14 protein-coding genes are annotated in these 18,231 nt (G+C 65.8%); 11 read left to right on the top strand and 3 right to left on the bottom strand.

All coding sequences use genetic code 11. The features are described from left to right. Positions 1-40: 40 nt before the first annotated feature. Positions 41-3,535 carry a DNA-directed RNA polymerase subunit beta gene (gene rpoB / locus NA11_RS08670; protein WP_069161323.1) on the bottom strand — a complete coding sequence of 1,165 codons (3,495 nt, stop codon included), beginning with the start codon at positions 3,533-3,535 and terminating at the stop codon, positions 41-43. Between the two features lie 417 nt (positions 3,536-3,952). Here rpoB and NA11_RS08665 point away from each other — a divergent pair, with 417 nt between their 5' ends. Together NA11_RS08665 and NA11_RS08660 are read left to right on the top strand one after the other, a co-directional pair. After that, positions 3,953-4,825, top strand: a complete 873-nt coding sequence (locus tag NA11_RS08665) for a hypothetical protein (protein ID WP_069161268.1) — start codon at positions 3,953-3,955, stop codon at positions 4,823-4,825. 271 nt (positions 4,826-5,096) lie between these two features. Further along, a complete protein-coding gene (locus tag NA11_RS08660) occupies positions 5,097-6,842 on the top strand; it encodes a cutinase family protein (protein WP_069161267.1) in 1,746 nt (581 codons plus the stop codon). Positions 6,843-6,943: 101 nt separating this feature from the next. On the opposite strand, the gene NA11_RS08655 is transcribed toward NA11_RS08660, so the two are convergent. After that, the gene (locus NA11_RS08655) at positions 6,944-8,350 is read right to left on the bottom strand and encodes an AMP nucleosidase (protein WP_069161266.1); all 1,407 of its coding nucleotides are present in this window, start codon (positions 8,348-8,350) and stop codon (positions 6,944-6,946) included. Positions 8,351-8,493: 143 nt separating this feature from the next. Here NA11_RS08655 and NA11_RS08650 point away from each other — a divergent pair, with 143 nt between their 5' ends. The 6 genes from NA11_RS08650 (at position 8,494) to NA11_RS08625 (ending at position 14,514) form a co-directional block, all read left to right on the top strand. After that, positions 8,494-9,288 (top strand): class I SAM-dependent methyltransferase, encoded by a 795-nt coding sequence (locus tag NA11_RS08650; protein ID WP_069161265.1) that lies wholly within the window; start codon positions 8,494-8,496, stop codon positions 9,286-9,288. Between the two features lie 165 nt (positions 9,289-9,453). Next, positions 9,454-10,440 (top strand): DMT family transporter, encoded by a 987-nt coding sequence (locus NA11_RS08645; RefSeq protein ID WP_084654385.1) that lies wholly within the window; start codon positions 9,454-9,456, stop codon positions 10,438-10,440. A 57-nt stretch (positions 10,441-10,497) separates the two neighbouring features. Continuing rightward, complete coding sequence (locus NA11_RS08640; RefSeq protein ID WP_245745789.1) at positions 10,498-10,992, top strand: nuclear transport factor 2 family protein; 495 nt, start codon at positions 10,498-10,500, stop codon at positions 10,990-10,992. 53 nt (positions 10,993-11,045) lie between these two features. Next, positions 11,046-11,699 carry a class I SAM-dependent DNA methyltransferase gene (locus tag NA11_RS08635; RefSeq protein ID WP_069161321.1) on the top strand — a complete coding sequence of 218 codons (654 nt, stop codon included), beginning with the start codon at positions 11,046-11,048 and terminating at the stop codon, positions 11,697-11,699. A 133-nt stretch (positions 11,700-11,832) separates the two neighbouring features. Continuing rightward, positions 11,833-13,185, top strand: a complete 1,353-nt coding sequence (locus NA11_RS08630) for a WS/DGAT/MGAT family O-acyltransferase (RefSeq protein WP_069161320.1) — start codon at positions 11,833-11,835, stop codon at positions 13,183-13,185. A 204-nt stretch (positions 13,186-13,389) separates the two neighbouring features. Next, entirely contained in the window at positions 13,390-14,514 is a 1,125-nt protein-coding gene (locus tag NA11_RS08625) for an NAD(P)H-dependent flavin oxidoreductase (protein WP_069161264.1), read from the top strand. 15 nt (positions 14,515-14,529) lie between these two features. Here the strand turns inward: NA11_RS08625 and NA11_RS08620 are convergent, their stop codons facing one another. Then, complete coding sequence (locus tag NA11_RS08620; RefSeq protein ID WP_069161263.1) at positions 14,530-15,435, bottom strand: SDR family NAD(P)-dependent oxidoreductase; 906 nt, start codon at positions 15,433-15,435, stop codon at positions 14,530-14,532. Positions 15,436-15,557: 122 nt separating this feature from the next. On the opposite strand from NA11_RS08620, the gene NA11_RS08615 reads away from it, so the two are divergent. The 3 genes from NA11_RS08615 to NA11_RS08605 are packed head-to-tail and all read left to right on the top strand — an operon-like array spanning position 15,558 to position 18,227. Then, positions 15,558-16,643, top strand: coding sequence for an alpha/beta hydrolase (locus NA11_RS08615; protein WP_069161262.1), 1,086 nt, complete (start codon positions 15,558-15,560; stop codon positions 16,641-16,643). A 16-nt stretch (positions 16,644-16,659) separates the two neighbouring features. Beyond that, entirely contained in the window at positions 16,660-17,634 is a 975-nt protein-coding gene (locus tag NA11_RS08610; RefSeq protein WP_069161261.1) for an SDR family NAD(P)-dependent oxidoreductase, read from the top strand. Then, on the top strand, positions 17,631-18,227 hold the full coding sequence (locus tag NA11_RS08605; RefSeq protein ID WP_084654372.1) for an SRPBCC family protein: 597 nt from the start codon (positions 17,631-17,633) through the stop codon (positions 18,225-18,227). Before NA11_RS08610 ends, NA11_RS08605 begins: the two co-directional genes overlap by 4 nt. Positions 18,228-18,231 lie beyond the last annotated feature (4 nt).

The raw sequence follows: 18,231 nt of genomic DNA, 5'->3' as shown, positions 1-18,231 counted from the left end.
CGCGCACCAAAATTCGGTGCGCGGCGATCCGGCGAGCGGGTCAGCCGGGGAGATCGGTGACCGTTGCGGGTTCGTTGCGGGACAGGGTGATTCCGAGATTGGCGGCGGTGCGGTCTATTTCGTCGTCGTCACCGCGATTGAGTTCGATGGCAGAGCCCGCGGAGAGGACTTCGACGTTGAGGCACAGCGACTGGAGCTCCTTGAGCAGGACTTTGAACGACTCCGGGACGCCCGGCTCCGGGATGTTCTCGCCCTTGACGATCGCCTCGTAAACCTTCACCCGCCCGACGATGTCGTCGGACTTGATGGTCAGCAGTTCCTGCAGCGTGTACGCCGCGCCGTAGGCCTGCATCGCCCAGCACTCCATTTCACCGAAGCGCTGGCCACCGAACTGGGCCTTACCGCCGAGCGGCTGCTGGGTGATCATCGAGTACGGACCGGTCGAACGGGCGTGGATCTTGTCGTCGACCAGGTGATGCAATTTGAGAATGTACATATAGCCGACGGCGATGGGGTACGGGAACGGTTCACCGCTGCGGCCGTCGAAAAGCGTTGCCTTGCCATCTGTTCCGACCATGACCTCGCCGTCGCGGTTGGGCAGTGTCGAGCCGAGCAGGCCGGCGAGCTCTTCCTCGCGCGCGCCGTCGAAGACCGGCGTGGCCAGATTCGTGTCCGGTTCGGCGGACAACAACTCCGCGGGCAAAGCCTTGGCCCAGTCCGGCCGGGTGCCATCGGCGACCTGAATGTTCCAGCCTGCCTTGCCGATCCAGCCGAGGTGCGTTTCCAGGATCTGGCCGATGTTCATCCGGCGCGGCACACCGTGCGTATTGAGGATGATGTCGACCGGGGTGCCGTCGGGCAGGAACGGCATGTCCTCGATGGGGAGGATCTTGCCGATGACGCCCTTGTTGCCGTGGCGGCCTGCGAGCTTGTCGCCGTCCTGGATCTTGCGCTTCTGCGCCACATACACGCGCACAAGCTCATTGACACCGGGTGGCAGGTCATCGTCGTCTTCGCGCGAGAACATACGGATGCCGATGACTTTGCCGGACTCACCGTGCTTCATCTTCAGTGAGGTGTCGCGGACTTCGCGGGCCTTCTCACCGAAGATCGCGCGCAGCAGCCGCTCTTCCGGGGTCAGCTCGGTTTCCCCCTTCGGGGTGACCTTGCCGACCAGGATGTCACCGTCGCGCACCTCGGCACCGATACGAATGATGCCGCGCTCGTCGAGATCGGCTAGTGATTCGTCCGAGGCGTTCGGGATGTCGCGGGTGATCTCTTCGGCACCGAGTTTGGTGTCGCGGGCATCGATCTCGTGTTCCTCGATGTGGATCGAGGTGAGCACGTCTTCCTCGACGAGGCGCTGCGACAGGATGATCGCGTCCTCGTAGTTGTGCCCCTCCCACGGCATGATCGCCACCAAAAGGTTCTTCCCCAGCGCCATCTCGCCGTTCACGGTGCACGGACCATCGGCGAGCACCTCGCCGACCTCCACCCGCTGTCCCTCACCGACGATCGGACGCTGATTGAGGCAGGTGCCCTGGTTCGAGCGAGCGAACTTGCGCAGGCGATACGACTTGCGGGCCCCGTCGTCGGCCATCACGGTGATGTAGTCGGCCGAAACCTCCTCCACCACACCGGGCTTCTCGTTCACCACCATCTCGCCCGAATCGATCGCGGCGCGCGACTCCATCCCGGTGCCGACCACCGGAGCCTCCGACCGGACCAGCGGAACGGCCTGCTTCTGCATGTTCGCGCCCATCAGGGCACGGTTGGCGTCGTCGTGCTCGAGAAACGGAATCATCGCCGTCGCCACCGAAACCATCTGGCGCGGTGACACATCCATGTAGTCGACCTGCGTCGAATCGATGATCTCGACCTCGGAATTCTTGCGCCGCACCGCGACTCGCGCGGCGACGAGCCTGCCATCGGCATCGACCGGCTCGTTCGCCTGCGCCACCACCCGCAGGTCTTCCTGATCGGCGGTCAGATACTCGATCTCGTCGGTCACCCTGCCGCCGACCACTTTTCGATACGGCGTCTCGATGAACCCGAACGGATTGACCCGCGCGTACACCGACAGATAACCCATCAACCCGATGCTCGGGCCTTCGGGCGTCTCGATCGGGCACATCCGGCCGTAGTGGCTGTAGTGCACGTCGCGCACCTCGAGGCTGGCGCGTTCCCTGCTCAACCCGCCAGGCCCGAGCGCAGACAGGCGACGCTTGTGGGTCAGGCTGGACAGCGGGTTGCGCTGGTCCATGAACTGCGACATCTGCGAGGTGCCGAAGAACTCCCTGATCGCGGCGACGACCGGGCGAATATTCATCAGCGACTGCGGCGTGATCGCCTCGACGTCCTGGGTCGTCATCCGCTCGCGGACCACCCGCTCCATCCGGGACAACCCGATTCGCATCTGGTTCTGAATCAGCTCACCGACGGTGCGCAGCCGACGATTACCGAAGTGGTCGATGTCGTCGACCTCGACCGGCACCTCGATCCCGCCCGGCGCGGTCATCACCGATTCCCCCGCGTGCAGCCGCAGCAGGTATTCGATGATCGTGACGAGATCTTCCTCGGTGAGCACCCTGGACCCGATGGCCTCGCCGGTATGGATGCCGAGCTTCTTGTTCATCTTGTAGCGACCGACGCGCGCCAGGTCGTAGCGCTTCTCCTTGAAGAAGAGGTTCTCCAGCAGGTGCTGCGCGGACTCCTTGGTCGGCGGCTCGCCGGGACGCAGCTTGCGATGGATATCGAGCAACGCCTCGTCGGTGCCAGGGGTGTTGTCCTTCTCCAGCGACGTCATCATGATCCCGGAGAAGCCGAACCGCTCGGCGATCTGCGCGCTGGTCCAGCCGAGCGCCTTGAGCAGGACCGTCACCGGCTGCCTGCGTTTGCGGTCGATGCGAACGCCGACGGTGTCGCGCTTATCGATATCGAACTCCAGCCAGGCGCCGCGCGACGGGATGACGCGCACGCTGTGCAGATCCTTGTTGGTCGTCTCGTCGACGTCCTGCTCGAAGTACACCCCCGGCGACCGGACCAGCTGCGAAATGACAACGCGCTCGGTGCCGTTGACGACGAAGGTGCCCTTGTCGGACATCATCGGGAAATCCCCCATGAAGACCGTCTGGCTCTTGATCTCACCGGTGTTGTTGTTGATGAACTCCGCGGTGACGAACAGCGGCGCCGCGTAGGTCATGTCCTTGTCTTTGCATTCCGCGACCGAGGCCTTGACCTCCTCGAAGCGGGGTTCGGACAGGGTCAGCGACATCGTCGCGGCGAAGTCCTCGATCGGGCTGATCTCGTCGAGCATCTCCGCGAGCCCGCCCCCGGAGGTATCCTCGCGGGCCGCCGCCCGTTCGAGCCAGGCCGGTGCGCCGATCAACCAGTCGAACGATTCGCGCTGGATGTCCAGCAAGCCTGGAACCTCTAGGGGTTCACGGAGTTTGGCGAAGGACACCCGCTTCGGCGTGGTATCGGTAGTGGTGAACTCGGTCTGATTCGAGAGTGCCAAGATGCGTCCTTCCAGCACCTCGCGCCGCCCACACATTCGCGTGGTCGTCGCGGTATCTGCTTGTCCTGTTGGCCGTTTTTCCCTGTGCGCACCGTGCGGGATGCCGTCCTGACCTGACTCGACAACAACGGGTGGAAAGTGGCGCGCAGACTGCGCCGCTTTCCACGGTCATTTCATATTTCGAGAGTTGGACAGCACACGCCCCGGGCGCGAAGTCTCAAATTACACCCGAATACGACAGATGTCGAGGGCAGAAAGAAAGAAGACATCCAATTCCCGATGTCCTCCTGTATTAATAATGACATCTCAATAGGCCATTCGTCAAGACCATTAGCGACATTTGGTCAACGCGTGGACGGGACCGGCCGCCGACCGAGGCGGGCACAGCGGTCACCTTGATCAGTTAAGGTGCGGCCCCTCAGACAGAGGGAGCTCATGAACACCTGGCGTGACCTGGACCGTGCCACCCGCAAGGCACTACTGCGCGGCGAACCCGCCGCCGATCCCGAGACCGACCGCATCGCGCGGGCGTATGCCGAGAAAGCGTTGCAGCGCTTCCCGGTTCAGACGGCCGCGATCGTCCTTCCCGCCATCCCGATCCTCGGTTTCCTACTGGGGTTCGGCACAGGGAAGATGGGCCTGAAGTCCACAGATTCGTTGCCCGTGATCATCATTGGCGCGATCGGACTTGTCGTCGTCGCCGCTCGCCGCAAGCTCGCATTGACCAAGATCCTGAACGTCAGCCAGGGGGCACCTCGGGAACAGATCGCGCCCGGGTCATCCGAGCCACTGGAGATCAGGGTTCGATTGCGCGGCCTCCTACTGATCTTGGCGCCCTACGTGTGCATAAGCATTCTGCTGCTCGTTACGGGCTGGCTCGTGTCGAACCCGTGGGTGACGGGAATCGCGGTAGTCGTGGCTGTCCCAGTCTTTTGGTATTGCGGCTGGTTGTTGTACTCGGCGCTCTCGGGTGGAGCGGTTGTCCTCGATGCCGATGGCGTGCACACGTCGAAGCACAAGGTGCGAGTCGGCTGGGAATCAGTCCGCGAGATCAGGGTCATTCCGCTGCGCGCGACAGCAAGCGACCCCCGCCAGGTGCTCGCTTTCGTGTTGCACGACGACGACATCTACCTGCGGCAGCTCTCCAGCTGGCAGGCTTCCCTCGCCAGGACCAACAGCCGGACCTACCAGTCGCCGATGGTCAGCATCGAGGGCTTGGTAGACAAGCCGATCGATGAGATCGCCGCGACCGCAGCAGCACTGTCGGGCCTCCCCGTATCCCGGACACCACGCGGCGCCACGCGATGAAAGGCATCGCCTCCATATAGAAAATGAATCCCCCGACAATTCGGGGCAAATTGACCTCAGTGTTAGCGGAGCTTAACTGTGCCGGTTGTCACGGAAACCGCTGATACCGTCGGTGACCAGCAAAGTCGGCGGACTGCCGTGCCCACTGGTCAAGATCACCAATCCATCCAGTCGGTAACACTCGACCCCCCATTCACGACGTCCTTGGTGACATACGGCCTCGGGGGGCTGTCCGTCTGTTTTGTCGCTAATTTGGAATGGGGATCAGGACATGGGTTTACGCGAGCTCCTCGCGCGACATCGCCTCGCTTCGGCCGTTGCCGCGCCTGCGGTGCTCGGCGTTGCGGCGATCGTCGCAACTTCGTTCGCATTGACATCGACGCCGAAATCAGTGGACACGCAGCTCAGGGCATCCGTCACCGAGTGCAAGGACATGGTGAGCGTCTCGGTGGCCGGCCGTGGCGACACTCCGGTCGCGGGGACAACGAAGCTGCTGGTCGACGCGAACGGTAATGAGCTGCCCGCCGCGCTGTCCGGCGATCACAAGAGCGAGTGGCTGGATCCGGTCGTCAACGCGCCGGGCGCCTCGGTCGATCCGAGCAAGTACGCCGCGGTGTACATCGCGTACCCGGCGAACATGGCGACCTATGAGGACGCCGTCAACACAGGCGTCGCGAACACCGAGAAGGTGATGCGCGAGATCCGCCAGGCCTGCCCGAACACCCGGTTCTCCATCGTCGGCTACAGCGAGGGCGCGGATGTGGTGCGTCGCGTCGCGATGAAGATCGGCAATCAGGAGGCCGACAAGGACGGCAGGTACGGGATCGTCAACCCCGACAATGTCGTCGGCGTCGTCATCTTTGCCGACTCCGGCCGCTCGGCGGGCGATGGACCGTTCATCGGCGCGAAGGATCCGAACCACCCCGACGGGTTCGACCAGAACTTCGGCGGAAAGCCGGTCTCCGGCAAGGGCGCATTGCCAGGCACCAGCGGTGATTTCGGCAAGTTGAACGGCAAGATCGCCTCGTTCTGTTCCGAGGGCGACCTCACCTGTGCTGCGCCGGAGAACATTTCGCTGCTGCAGCTGGTGGTGAACGTCGGCAGGCAGATCAATGTCGACGCACTCGAACGTGACGGGCTCAACCCGGAGAACGGCCAGGGCGTCGCCATGGCGCTCGGCAAGATCGCTTTGGCGGCCTTCGCGGACATCAATTCGCAGCCGAACTGGCTCAAGAGCGACGAGACGTTCCTCGACGTGCTGCTGAAGGTGTCGGATCCGAACTACAAGCCCGGCGCTGCGCCGAAGACACCGGTGAACAAGGCGGACGCGATTGCGTCCGACGACATGTCGCCGCTGGCCTACCTGCCGCAGAAGGTGTTCAACGAGATCATCGGTCTCATCGTGACCAACCAGAACACCATCCCGGTGATTATGAGCGACCCGTACAAGCTGACTCTCGGCCCGAACCACACCGGACACCACTTCGACTACTGGAAGGACGCGAACGCGTCCGAAGGCAAGCCGTTGACGTCCGCCGAGTACGCGGCCGCCTGGCTGTCCAACCTGGCCAAGCAGGCGCAGGACGGCAAGCCGCTCAACACCAAGGCCGCGCCGCAGGAGTCGGATCTCGCCGCCATGTACAAGGCGGTCGACACCACCACCAAGCCGAAGTCGGAGCGGTGGGCGAGCACGACGACCACCTCCGCGGCGCCGACCACCACGAGCGGCACCGCAACGACGACGCCGACCACCGCAACCACTACGACCAGCGGCACCGCGACGACGAGCCCGGCGCCGACGACCACCTCGACAGCGCCGACCACCACCGCCACCCAGCTCGCCGCTCCCGAGGTGACCACGACCGCGCCCGCGCCGACCACGACGGTGGCCCCCACCGAGACGGCGGCGCCGACCACCACGGTCGCACCGGCCAAGACACCGGCCGCGGCGCGGGTCACGACAACAGAATCCGCGGCGCCGACCATCACCAGCACGACGGTGAAACCGGCGAACTAACCGCACCGCACGACAATCGGCCACCGAACGGCCCGGTTGTCAACCGCAACAACGATGTCCGGCCCGGAGATTTCCGGGCCGGACATCGCTTTTCCCGTAGTTCAGCGGAACGCGGGCTCGTCGAACCCACGCAACTTGCGAGAGTGCAGCCGGTCGACCCCTTGCGCGCGCAGCAGGTTCATCGTCTCGATGCCGACCCGCAGATGCTGGCTGACCCGCTCGCGGTAGAACGCGTTGGCCATGCCGCGCAGCTTGAGCTCACCGTGCAACGGCTTGTCCGAGACACACAGCAACGCGCCGTACGGAACGCGGAAGCGAAAGCCGTTGGCGGCGATGGCCGCCGATTCCATGTCGACCGCGATGGCCCGACTTTGGTTGAGCCGCGCGAACTCCTCGTCGATGCGCAGCTCCCAGTTGCGGTTGTCGGTGGACACGACGGTGCCGGTGCGCAGGCGCGTCTTGAGTTTCTGGCCGCTGAGCCCGGTGATGGTGGTGGTCGCTTCCTGCAGCGCCACTTGGACTTCGGCGATCGGCGGCAGCGGCGTCCACAGCGGCAGGTCCTTGTCGAGCACGTGGTCGTCGCGGACGTAGGCGTGGGCAAGCACGTAGTCGCCGAGCAACTGACTGCGCCGCAGGCCTGCGCAGTGGCCGACCATCAGCCAGCAGTGCGGCCGCAGCACCGCGAGATGGTCGGTGATGTTCTTCGCATTGCTCGGTCCGACACCGATATTGATCAGCGTGATGCCGTCGCCTGCCGGTCGCTTCAGGTGATAGGCGGGCATCTGCGGTAGCGAGGATCGGGTGCCGTCACTGGGTGGTTCGACGAAACCGGAATGACCGTCGGTCGACGCCTCGGCTCGGCCGTATGCCACGAACTCGTCTACGTAGCGTTGATAATTGGTGAACAGGACGAAGCTCTGAAAATGTTCGGGCGCGGTTCCGGTGTAGTGGTGCAGGCGAGCCAGTGAATAGTCGACGCGCTCCGCGGTGAACAGCGCGAGCGGCCGCGGCTCGTCCGCGTGCCGGACGAAGGTGCCGTTGGCGATGCGGTCGTCGGTGGCCGAAAGATCCGGCAGCGCAAACAGATCCTGGAGCCCGCGCACCTCCGCCTCGGTCACGTCGGTGACGCTCTCCTCGATGATGAACGGCAGCGGGATGGCGCGGTCGCTGACCCCGACCTGCACCGCGACGCCGTGATGACGCAAGAGCAGATCGATCTGCTCGCGGTAGTAGCGCCCGAACAAATCCGGCCGCGTCAGTGTGGTGCCGTAGGCGCCCGGCTCCAGTAGGACGCCGTAGGACAGCCGCGCGTCGACATGCAGTTCCGAACGGCCCGCACTGACTTCGAGATACGGATACGTGGCAGTGACCGGATCGATGTGCTCGCCGCGACGAACGGCAGCGAAACTGCGGCGAATAGTCTCGGCACTGTCCTGGTAGAGCGAGGTGATGTGCGCAACTGCCGCATCGGCATCGGTAAAGGTAACGAGATCACGGGCCGCATTCATCCCACGATTCTGCCGACTGAACTCGTTCAGCGAAACCCGTTTGCGCGACGGCGTCAGCTCGGCGGTGACCGGCTCGCCGGGCCATAATCTGCGGTGACGAGTCGCCGGGTCAGTCGTGGTGACCGAGCAGCACCGAGGTGGATATGGACGATGCACGCGGGAAGTCCGGCGGTCTGTTCAGTGGTGCTGCTTGGCATTACGCGCGATACCGGCCTGGATATCCCTCGACGCTGGTCGCGGACATCGTCGACCGGTTCCGGCTCGACCGGACCGGGCGACTGCTCGACCTCGGTTGCGGGACAGGGCAATTGACTGTTCCGCTGGCCGCGCATGTCGGCGCGGCGGTCGGCGTGGATCCCGAGATCGAGATGCTCGTCGAGGCGGCGATCCAGGCGGAGGCCGCGCATGTTGCCAATGTTGCTTGGGTGCGCGGCAGTTCGGTGGATCTGCCGGGAAGGTTCGGGAGCTTTCGGCTGGTGACGATGGGGCGGTCGTTTCACTGGATGGATCGCGAGCAGGTGCTGTCGGCGCTCGACGGGATGGTTGTCGAGGACGGCGGCATCGTGATCGCGAACGACAGTTGCCTTGTCCGGCCGCAGACTCCGTGGCAGCAGGTCATCGAGGACATCCAGGACCGTTTCCTGCCGAACGTGCACGAAGCGCGGCCCGCCCTGGCCGATGACGGGCGCACGCACGAGGATGTGTTGGCGCGCTCGACATTTCGACAGGTACAGCGGCGGGTCTACGAATTCGATCGATGCTGGACGGTGGCACAGACCATCGGCTACCTCTACTCGACGTCGCTCCCGCTGCGCAGGCTGCTCGGCGCCAGGCAGACCGATTTCGAGGAAGCGATCAGCGAAGCGCTGCTGGCGATCGCGCCGGACGGACGGTTCATCGAGCCGGTCACCATGGAAGTACTCACCGCAACCAGATAGGGCCGAAGCTGCCTGGCCACCGAAGTGGACTGGCCCCCCAATGGCAGGAATTGGATCTGTCGGATGATCCGACCAGCTGTATAAGCTCCGGTTGATCGAAAGCGAGTGCGGTATGTCAATGATCTCTCCACCAGCCGGAATTCCCACCAGAGGGACGGTCACGCGATGACACAACGCGGCTGGGCGCTGTTCCTCGGCATGGGCGTGATCTGGGGCGTGCCGTACGCGATGATCCGGATCGCAGTGGAAGACTTCGACCCGGTGTTCGTCGCGTTCGGCCGGACGTTCATCGGTGCGCTGGTGCTGGTGCCGATCGCGATGTACACCAAGGCGCTCGCTCCGGTGTTCCGCCGCTGGCGGCCGTTGCTGCTGTACACGGTGGTGGAGATCGTCGGCCCGTGGCTGTTCATCGGATACGCCGAGACCACGCTGAACAGTTCGACGGTCGGCCTGTTGATCGCGGCGGTGCCGCTGATCGCGGTGGTCATCGTGACCAAGCTCGGCCAGGACAAGTTCGATCAGCGCCGCGTCATCGGGCTGCTCGTCGGATTCGCCGGCGTGGTCACCCTGGTCGGCCTCGATATCGACCTGACCAACCCCGCAGCCATCGGTGCGATCGCGTTGACCACCATCGGATACGCCGTCGGCCCGATCATCATCAACCGCTCTCTTGCCGACCTGCCGCCGCTCGGCGTGGTGACGGCCTCGCTGCTCATCGCGGCCGTCGTGTACGCACCGTTCGCCGCATTGCGCAGGCCGGCAAGCTATCCCGTCGACGCGTCGCTCTCGGTGGTCGGTCTCGCACTGATCTGCACGGCCGCCGCGTTCCTGATGTTCTTCGCGCTCATCTCCGAGGTCGGCCCGGCCCGCGCGACGGTGATCACCTACATCAACCCGGCGGTAGCCATCGTGCTCGGCGTGACGGCGCTCGGCGAACCGCTCACCGCGGGCATGGCGATCGGCTTCCCGCTGGTGATCCTCGGCTCGATCCTCGGCACCGCGCGCAGCCGCGACGCGAGCGAAGACGCGCTGGTCGCCTCGCCTGCCGCACCGGAAGCGGTGACCGAATGCTGCGAGCACCAACTGAGCGTCGCCAAGGACGATGTCGGCGCGGTCCGAAGTCACAGCGGCCGCGCCGACGAACACACCTAGTGGAGCGTGGTCGATTACCTGTCAGGTAATCGACCACGACGAGATGTCGTGACAACAATGGTGATCCGGCTGCGTCGATCGGACGCGGCGCGGTGGATCGGAGGGATCACCATGTCGTCTGCGCACACCCGCGCGGTAGTCGACGAACTGCTGCGCCGCCTCGGCGCGGGGGACGCCGACGCGATCGCGGACCTGTATGCCGACGAGGTCGACTGGCGGCTGAACTGGCCGGAGGCCGAGCACGGACGCGCCGTGACCCCGTGGATCCGGCATCGATCGACCGGCGCGGAATCCTCCGCGCATTTCCGCTCGATCGCCGATCACCATGTGCCGGAGGCGGCGGCGACCGAGATCGAACGGGTCATTGTCGACGGCGCCGAGGCGATCGTGCTCGGCGAGATCCGGCAGACGGCGCGCGGCACCGGCCGCGCCTATCGCGCGCGGTTCGCACTGCACCTGACGGTCGAGGCGGGCCGGATCACCCGGCACCACGTCTACGAGGACAGCCTGGCCGTCGCGCAGGCCTTCGAACCGGTGACACCAGGGCGGTAGCCGTCACAGGTGGGGTGCTGGCCGCGCCCGCCGCGCCTGTGGATGATGTTGGGGTGGTTGAAAATCCGAGTGCCCCCGCCGACGTGCACACCACCCGTCAGGCCTACAACGAGATCGCTGCCGTCTACACCGAGTTCGTCAAGGGACACCTCGACACGGCGCCGTTCGATCGCGCGATGCTTTCGGTGTTCGCGGAACGGGTCCGCGCAGGCGGGTCCGGCTCGGTGGCCGACATCGGCTGCGGGGAGGGGCGCATCACCGCCCATCTGAATGCGCTCGGCGTGCCTGCCTTCGGCATCGACCTCGCTCCGGAATTGCTCGCCATCGCCAGGCAGCAGTATCCGGAGCTGTCCTTCGACGAGGGTTCGATGGAGCAGTTGGCCTTGGGTGACGGCAGTCTCGCCGGTCTCGTCGTGTGGTACTCGATGATCCATCTCCCACCCGAGCGCGTGCCGGATGTGTTGAACGAGTTGTATCGGGTACTCGCGTGGGAAGGGCACGCACTGCTGGCATTCCAGGCGACCGACGTACCCGACACGGTAGAAGCGTTCGACCACAAGGTGACTCGCGCCTACCGATGGTCGCCGGAACGGTTGGCCGGACTGTTGCGTGACGCCGGTTTCACGGTGCACGCGCAATTGGTCAGGGAGCCAGAGCCGGACGAACGGTTCCAGCAGGCCTACTTACTGGCGTCAAAGCTTCGCTAATCACCGGGCACACCCCGCCCGGTCCAGGTAAGTTGGTTCTATCGCGCAGGATTCATGGCTGCGCACGGGCCCGCCCGACAACGTGGTCGATTCGATTGCAACCACACCACTGTCGTCAGGGGGCGACCACATCATGGATCTCATCGCACCGATCGATGCCGTCTTCCTTCTCGCCGAATCCCGCGAACACCCGATGCACGTCGGTGGCCTGCAACTCTTCGAGGCCCCCGAAGACGCCGGACCCGACTTCGGCCGGGAAACCTACGAAAAGTTGTTGTCGTGCAAGGACATCGACTCGACCTTCCGTAAGCGCCCGGCCACGCTCTTCGGCGCGCCGCAGATGGCGTGGACCCGCGAGGACGACGTGGAACTCGAATACCACGTCCGCCGCCTCGCGCTGCCGCGCCCCGGCCGCATCGACCAACTGGTCGAGCTCGCGTCCGGATTGCACAGCACCCTGCTCGATCGGCACCGCCCGCTGTGGGAGATCTATCTCATCGAGGGTTTGGCCGACGGCCGCTTCGCCGTCTACTCGAAGATGCACCACGCCCTGATCGACGGCGTCTCCGCGCAACGCGTCATGCAGCGCACGCTGACGAACGAAGCGGACGCCGAACCTCGGGTCCCGTGGAATCTGCCGAGAACGCCGCGTAAATCCGCGGCCGAGCCGACCTCCGGGCTTCGCGGCATAGCACGAAACATGTTGTCAGCAGCCGCATCTGGGCCGACACTGCTGCGCACGGCCCGCTCGGTCCTGCTCCAGCAACAGCTGACGATGCCGTTCGAGGCGCCGCGCACGATGTTCAACGTGCCCATCGGCGGGGCGCGCCGCACCGTGGTGCGTTCCTGGCCGCTGGAGCGGATCAAGCAGGTCAAGAAGGCGACCGGCTCGACCGTCAACGACGTGGTGCTCTCCATGTCCTCCGGTGCGCTGCGCGCCTACCTCGCGGAGCGAAACGAGTTGCCGGACAAGCCGTTGATCGCCATGGTGCCGATGTCGCTGCGTTCGGAGGACGACACCGAGACCAACGGCGTGAAGGTCGGCGCAGTGCTGTGCAATCTCGGCACCGATGTCGCCGATCCGCTGGAGCGCCTGCGCGTGGTGACCGAATCCATGCGCAAGAGCAAGGGCGTCTACAGCTCGCTGTCGAGCATGCAGACGATGGCACTGTCCGCGTTGATGCTCAGCCCGCTGGCCCTGAGCCTGCTGCCCGGCCTCATCCCGCACACCAATCCGGCGTTCAACATCGTCATCTCGAACGTGCCAGGCCCGCGCGAACCGATGTACTGGAACGGCGCCCGCCTCGACGCCAGCTACCCGATGTCGATCCCGTTCGACGGCCAGGCCGTGAACATCACGCTGACCACCAACGGCGGCAATCTCGACTTCGGGCTCGTCGGCTGCCGACGCAGCGTCCCGGAACTCCCTCGGCTGCTCGACCACCTCGAGGATGCGCTGACCGAGCTGGAGGATGCCGCCCTCTGACGCGACTATTCCGAGCAAAACTAGAACGTGTTACTGTCGGATGATGGTGCACCGACCCGTCGAGGAAGCCACGGCCGCGTCATGGCGATACTTGCGGTTCACCGCCGATTCGACGGTCGGGCGCCCCGAGCAACTCTGTAACTCGTTCTAGGACAGCTGTCGGTCGCCGTCACGGCGATGGGGCAGTGAGGAGACCAGCACGCCATGCGTACCGAAATCTGCGAACGGCTCGGGATCGAATTCCCCATCTTCGCGTTCACCCACTGCCGCGACGTGGCGGCCGCGGTCAGCAATGCCGGCGGGCTCGGCGTGCTCGGTGCGGTCGGTTTCACCGCCGAAGAACTCGAGGTCGAGCTCGCCTGGCTCGACGAACACGTGCACGGCGTCTACGGCGTCGACCTGGTCATCCCCAGCAAATACGAGGGCCAGGGCATCGACGGCCTGACGCCGGAGGAATTGGAAGCCAAGCTGGCGGAGCTGGTCCCGCACGGGCACCGCGACTTCGCCGAGAAGATCCTCGCCGACCACGGCGTCCCGCAACTGCCCGACGGCGAGCGACACAACCAGCTACTCGGCTGGACCGCAACCACCGCCGCGCCGCAGGTCGAGGTGATCTTGCGCCACCCGAAGGCCAAGCTGGTCGCCAACGCGCTCGGCACGCCGCCCGACGACGTGATCAAGCAGGTGCAGGATTCCGGCAGGCTCATCGGCGCACTCTGCGGTTCGGTGAAGCACGCGCTCAACCACAAGAACGCGGGCCTCGACTTCGTGGTCTGCCAGGGCACCGAGGGCGGCGGGCACTGCGGCGAGATCTCCTCGCTGGTGCTGTGGCCGCAGGTGATCGACGCGGTCGGCGACCTGCCGGTGCTCGCGGCGGGCGGCATCGGCAACGGCCGCCAGGTCGCGGCCGCCATGGCGATGGGCGCGGCGGGCGCGTGGACCGGGTCGCTCTGGCTGACCGTCGAGGAAGCGAATGTGCCGCCCGCACAAATGCAGACCTACATCGACGCGTCCAGCCACGACACCGTGCGCTCGCGGTCATGGACCGGCAAGCCGTGCCGCATGCTGCGCAACGACTGGACCGACGCATGGGAGCAGACCGACACCCCGGATCCGCTGCCCATGCCGCTGCAGATGATGGTGGCGCTGGACGGCGTCAAACGCGGGCACCGCTACCCCGAGGCCGCCAAGGACGTGAACTTCAACCCGGTCGGCCAGGTCGTCGGCATGATGACGAAGGTCGAACGCTCCGCCGACGTGGTGAATCGACTGATCCAGGAATACGTCGAATCCTGCGACCGGCTCAACAAACTCAACGGCGGACTGTGACCGGCCGCGGAAACATCACGGCCTGAGCCGGTGTTCGAGGAAGTCGTCCAGCTTGCCGAGGACGGCTTCCGGGACAAGGCGATTGAGTAGGTCGGACAGGTCGTCGACCTTCAGGAAGCGGGCGACCAGGCGCGCGGCGCTCGGAGAGATCCGGGTGGCGAGGTAGACGGCGCGCGCTTCGATCGGGGTCGGCACCACCGCCGGGTTGCGGGCGGCCACCCGGACAATGGTTTTCGCGACGGTGTCGGGGCTGTGCGCGACGAGCTTCGCAGCGTACTGGGAGATGTTGCTGGCCCGGCGGGCCGCGGTGTCGTTCAGCCCGATCGGCTGCGCGGCCTCGTAGAAGCCGGTGTCGATGAAGGCCGGGCAGATCGCGGTCACCCCGACGCCGGTGCCAGCGAACTCCAATCGCAAACCCTCGGTGAGCATTTGGGCTGCCGCCTTGGTGGTGCAGTAGGGCGTGCTGAGCGGAATCGGCAGGAAGGCCGCCACCGAGGTGACATTGATGATGCGTCCGCCGGTGCCCGCGTCGACCATCTGCCTGCCGAAGAACGTCGAGCCGTAGACCAGGCCCCAGACGTTGACGCCCATCAAACGGTCCCAGTCCGCGATGGTGTGTTCGAGAAATGGTCCCGCCGTGGTGAATCCGGCGTTGTTCACCAGCACCCGCGCGACGCCGTGCGCGTCGTGCACCTCGTCGGCGAAGCCCTGCATCGCCTCGGCGTCGGACACGTCGACCTGGTAGGGCACCGCGCGATACCCGTCGGCGAGGATCGCATCGACGGTGCCGATCACGCGCTCCTTCTCGATATCGGCGGCGATGACGGTGGCGCCTTTGCGGGCGAAGCGGTGCGCGGTGGCGCGGCCGATCCCACTCCCAGCGCCGGTGATGACGACGATCTCGTTGTCGAAGCCTGCCATCTGACTTCCCCTGTTCGTGGATCAACCAGCGGGCTTACGCTCACTGTCTGAGACAGTATATACTGCTTCAGGCGCGCCCAATGCCGAAGCGCGCAAGGGATTTGCGCCTGGAGGACCCGCGTATGACCTCGACCAACGCCCCCGCGGCGCAACTGCCGGTTGTCTCGCCCCGCTCCAGCGTCACGGTGGAAATACCGAACCGGGCAAGCCCCATCGCCCGTCTGATCCACCCCCTGCTGTTCGCCACCGTGCGCGCCGCCCTCGAAACCGTGACCATGGCCGGCAACTACGGCCCGATCAGGGACAAGCGGATCTTCGCGATCAGCAACGCGATCGATGCGCCCGCCGCCGCTCTCGTCGCGGTCGCAGGCACACGGCGCAGGCCGGTGCTGTTCGACGGATTCCACGGCGAATGGGTCTGGCATCGCGACACCGCCGACCCAGGCATGCGCACCGACAGCGCGATCCTCTACTTCCACGGTGGCGGATTCATCGCGTGCGGGCTGCGCACCCACCGGCGGATCGTCTCGCGCCTCGCGCGGGCGAGCGGCATGCCGGTGCTCAATGTCGCGTATCGCCAACTGCCGCATGCCCATATCACCGAAAGCATCGCCGACGGTGTCGCCGCGTATCGATACCTGCTGAGTCGCGGCTTCCCCGGTGCGCGGATCATCGTCGCGGGCGATTCGGCAGGCGGCGGACTCGCCTTCAGCGTGACGCTCGCCGCGCGCGACGCGGGACTGCCGATGCCGGGCGGCATCACCGCGGTGGCACCGTGGGCCGACCTCGACACCACAGGCAAGCGTGCGCACCCGAATGCCCGCCGCGACCCGGTCATTCCGGTCCGTGGCCTGGATCTGGTCGTGCGCAGAGGCTTTCACGTCGACGGCACGCTCGATCCGGCATGGTCGCCGGTCAACCACGACTTCACCGGGCTGCCACCGGTGCTCATCCTCGTCGGTTCGACCGAGGTGCTGCTCGCCGACGCCGAACAGCTCGCCGCCCGCTGCGACCAAGCGAATGTCGTATGCAGGCTGCAGATCTGGGACCGGCAGGCCCACGTCTTCGTCGCGGGTGCCGACCTGCTGCCGGAGGGCCGTGCCGCCTTCCGTGAGATCGGCGCCTTCCATCAACAGCTGCTGAACGGCAGCGCCACCGCCTATCGCGGCAGGCTGCGGCGGTTGTTCCGCGGCAGCGCGGCGGCATGAACTCGAGGAGCGCCCGATGACGAACTTCTATCCAGGTCTGGCCGTGGTCACCGGGGCGGGCAGCGGCATAGGCCGCGGCACTGCGAAGGCGCTCGCCGAGCTCGGCGCCGAGGTGATCGTCGCCGACATCAACCTCGCGACCGCGAAAGAGACGGTGGCACTGATTCGTTCGGCGGGCGGGCTGGCCTTCCCCTACGCCCTCGATGTCTCCGACACCGAGGCGTTGGAGGCCTTCGGGCGGTACGTCAAGGACAACCACGGCGTGCCCGATGTGGTGGTCAACAATGCCGGAATCCTGGTCGGCGGGCCATTTTTGGAGGTTCCGCTCGATGATCTGCGCCGCATCATCGACATCAACATGATGGCGATGATCCACGGCTGCCGCATCTTCGGCGCGCAGATGGTGGCGCGCGGCGCAGGCGGCCACCTGGTGAACATTTCCTCCATGGCGGCGTTCGCCCCCGCTCGGCTCGCCACCCCGTACAGCATCGGCAAAGCCGGGGTGAAGCATTTCAGCGAGACGCTGCGGGCCGAGTTCGCCGGCCACAAGATCGGCGTGACGGTGGTCTGTCCCGGGCTGATCGCCACGAATCTCGCTGCGACAGCGGCAGTCTCGTCGGTCACCGCGGAGCAGGTCGAGATCGGTAAACAGGGGATCACCAAGGGCATGACGATGCTCGGGATGCATCCGGACAAGGCGGGCCACAAGATCGTCGCGGCGATCCGCAGGAACGAGGCGGTCATGACGCTGCGGCCGGAGTCGTGGTTGGGTTACCGCATCGCGCGGGCACTCCCCCGCACCACACGCACCGCCATGCGGATCATCACCGGGCCCGAACTCGAACGCGTCGCCCGGTTGCTGATCGATCGGCCGGGTGCGCTGGACTCCGCTCGACGCGCGGTCGAACGGATGCCGAGTCGCCAAGGGCTGCAAACCTATTGGGCCCCGCCAGCAGACAGCCAAGCCACCACCCCTGGAGTGCACGGATGACAACGCTGCTCATCATCGCCGCCGTCGTGCTCGTCGTCGGCGTGCTTGCCGGGCTGGTGGCGCTGATCGTTTCGCGCCGCTGGACCAAGGCGCTGCTCGCGGGCGGCGGGCATCGGCTCACTCCGATCCGCGCCGCGAAGATGCGCGGATTCGTCGAGGACAAGGCAGCGCTCGTCGTCACCGCCGAGCACACCTTCGACGCCACGCCGGAACAGGTATGGGCCGCCCTGGACACCAACGGCCTCTACTCGTGGTTGCCGCTGGTCAATGGCATGCGCTACCCGAACGGCGACCGCGGTGTCGGCGCCACCCGGGTATTCGACGGGACGCTGGTTGCCGGCGTCGAGGAGGTCATCGCCAGGGACGAGGGCCGTCGCATCGCGCTCACCGCGACCAAGTCCTCGGTGCCCTTCGTCATGAAGTCGATCGCCGAAGAATACGTGCTGACCCGCACCGACTCCGGCGCAACGACCCTCACCTGGACGCTTGCCGTGCATCCCCGCTTCGGCGGCCTGCTTCCGCTGCAGATCGTCGCGCCCCTCGCGCGCCCCGTCGCCCGCTGGAGCCTGCGCGGGCTCGGCACCCGGATCTAGACGC

Source organism: Nocardia altamirensis NBRC 108246 (genome assembly GCF_001612685.1).
Lineage (GTDB): Bacteria > Actinomycetota > Actinomycetes > Mycobacteriales > Mycobacteriaceae > Nocardia > Nocardia altamirensis.
Note: the sequence above shows the minus strand (reverse complement) of the source record. Positions and strands in the feature narration are given on the sequence as shown.

Bases quoted from the DNA above. Each gene is read 5' to 3' on its own strand.
- NA11_RS08665 (WP_069161268.1), top strand. From the start codon at position 3,953: ATGAACACCTGGCGTGACCTGGACCGTGCCACCCGCAAGGCACTACTG.
- NA11_RS08630 (WP_069161320.1), top strand. From the start codon at position 11,833: ATGGATCTCATCGCACCGATCGATGCCGTCTTCCTTCTCGCCGAATCC.
- NA11_RS08655 (WP_069161266.1), bottom strand. From the start codon at position 8,350: ATGAATGCGGCCCGTGATCTCGTTACCTTTACCGATGCCGATGCGGCA.
- NA11_RS08615 (WP_069161262.1), top strand. From the start codon at position 15,558: ATGACCTCGACCAACGCCCCCGCGGCGCAACTGCCGGTTGTCTCGCCC.
- NA11_RS08645 (WP_084654385.1), top strand. From the start codon at position 9,454: ATGACACAACGCGGCTGGGCGCTGTTCCTCGGCATGGGCGTGATCTGG.
- NA11_RS08620 (WP_069161263.1), bottom strand. From the start codon at position 15,435: ATGGCAGGCTTCGACAACGAGATCGTCGTCATCACCGGCGCTGGGAGT.
- NA11_RS08610 (WP_069161261.1), top strand. From the start codon at position 16,660: ATGACGAACTTCTATCCAGGTCTGGCCGTGGTCACCGGGGCGGGCAGC.
- NA11_RS08650 (WP_069161265.1), top strand. From the start codon at position 8,494: ATGGACGATGCACGCGGGAAGTCCGGCGGTCTGTTCAGTGGTGCTGCT.
- NA11_RS08625 (WP_069161264.1), top strand. From the start codon at position 13,390: ATGCGTACCGAAATCTGCGAACGGCTCGGGATCGAATTCCCCATCTTC.
- NA11_RS08640 (WP_245745789.1), top strand. From the start codon at position 10,498: ATGGTGATCCGGCTGCGTCGATCGGACGCGGCGCGGTGGATCGGAGGG.
- NA11_RS08605 (WP_084654372.1), top strand. From the start codon at position 17,631: ATGACAACGCTGCTCATCATCGCCGCCGTCGTGCTCGTCGTCGGCGTG.
- NA11_RS08660 (WP_069161267.1), top strand. From the start codon at position 5,097: ATGGGTTTACGCGAGCTCCTCGCGCGACATCGCCTCGCTTCGGCCGTT.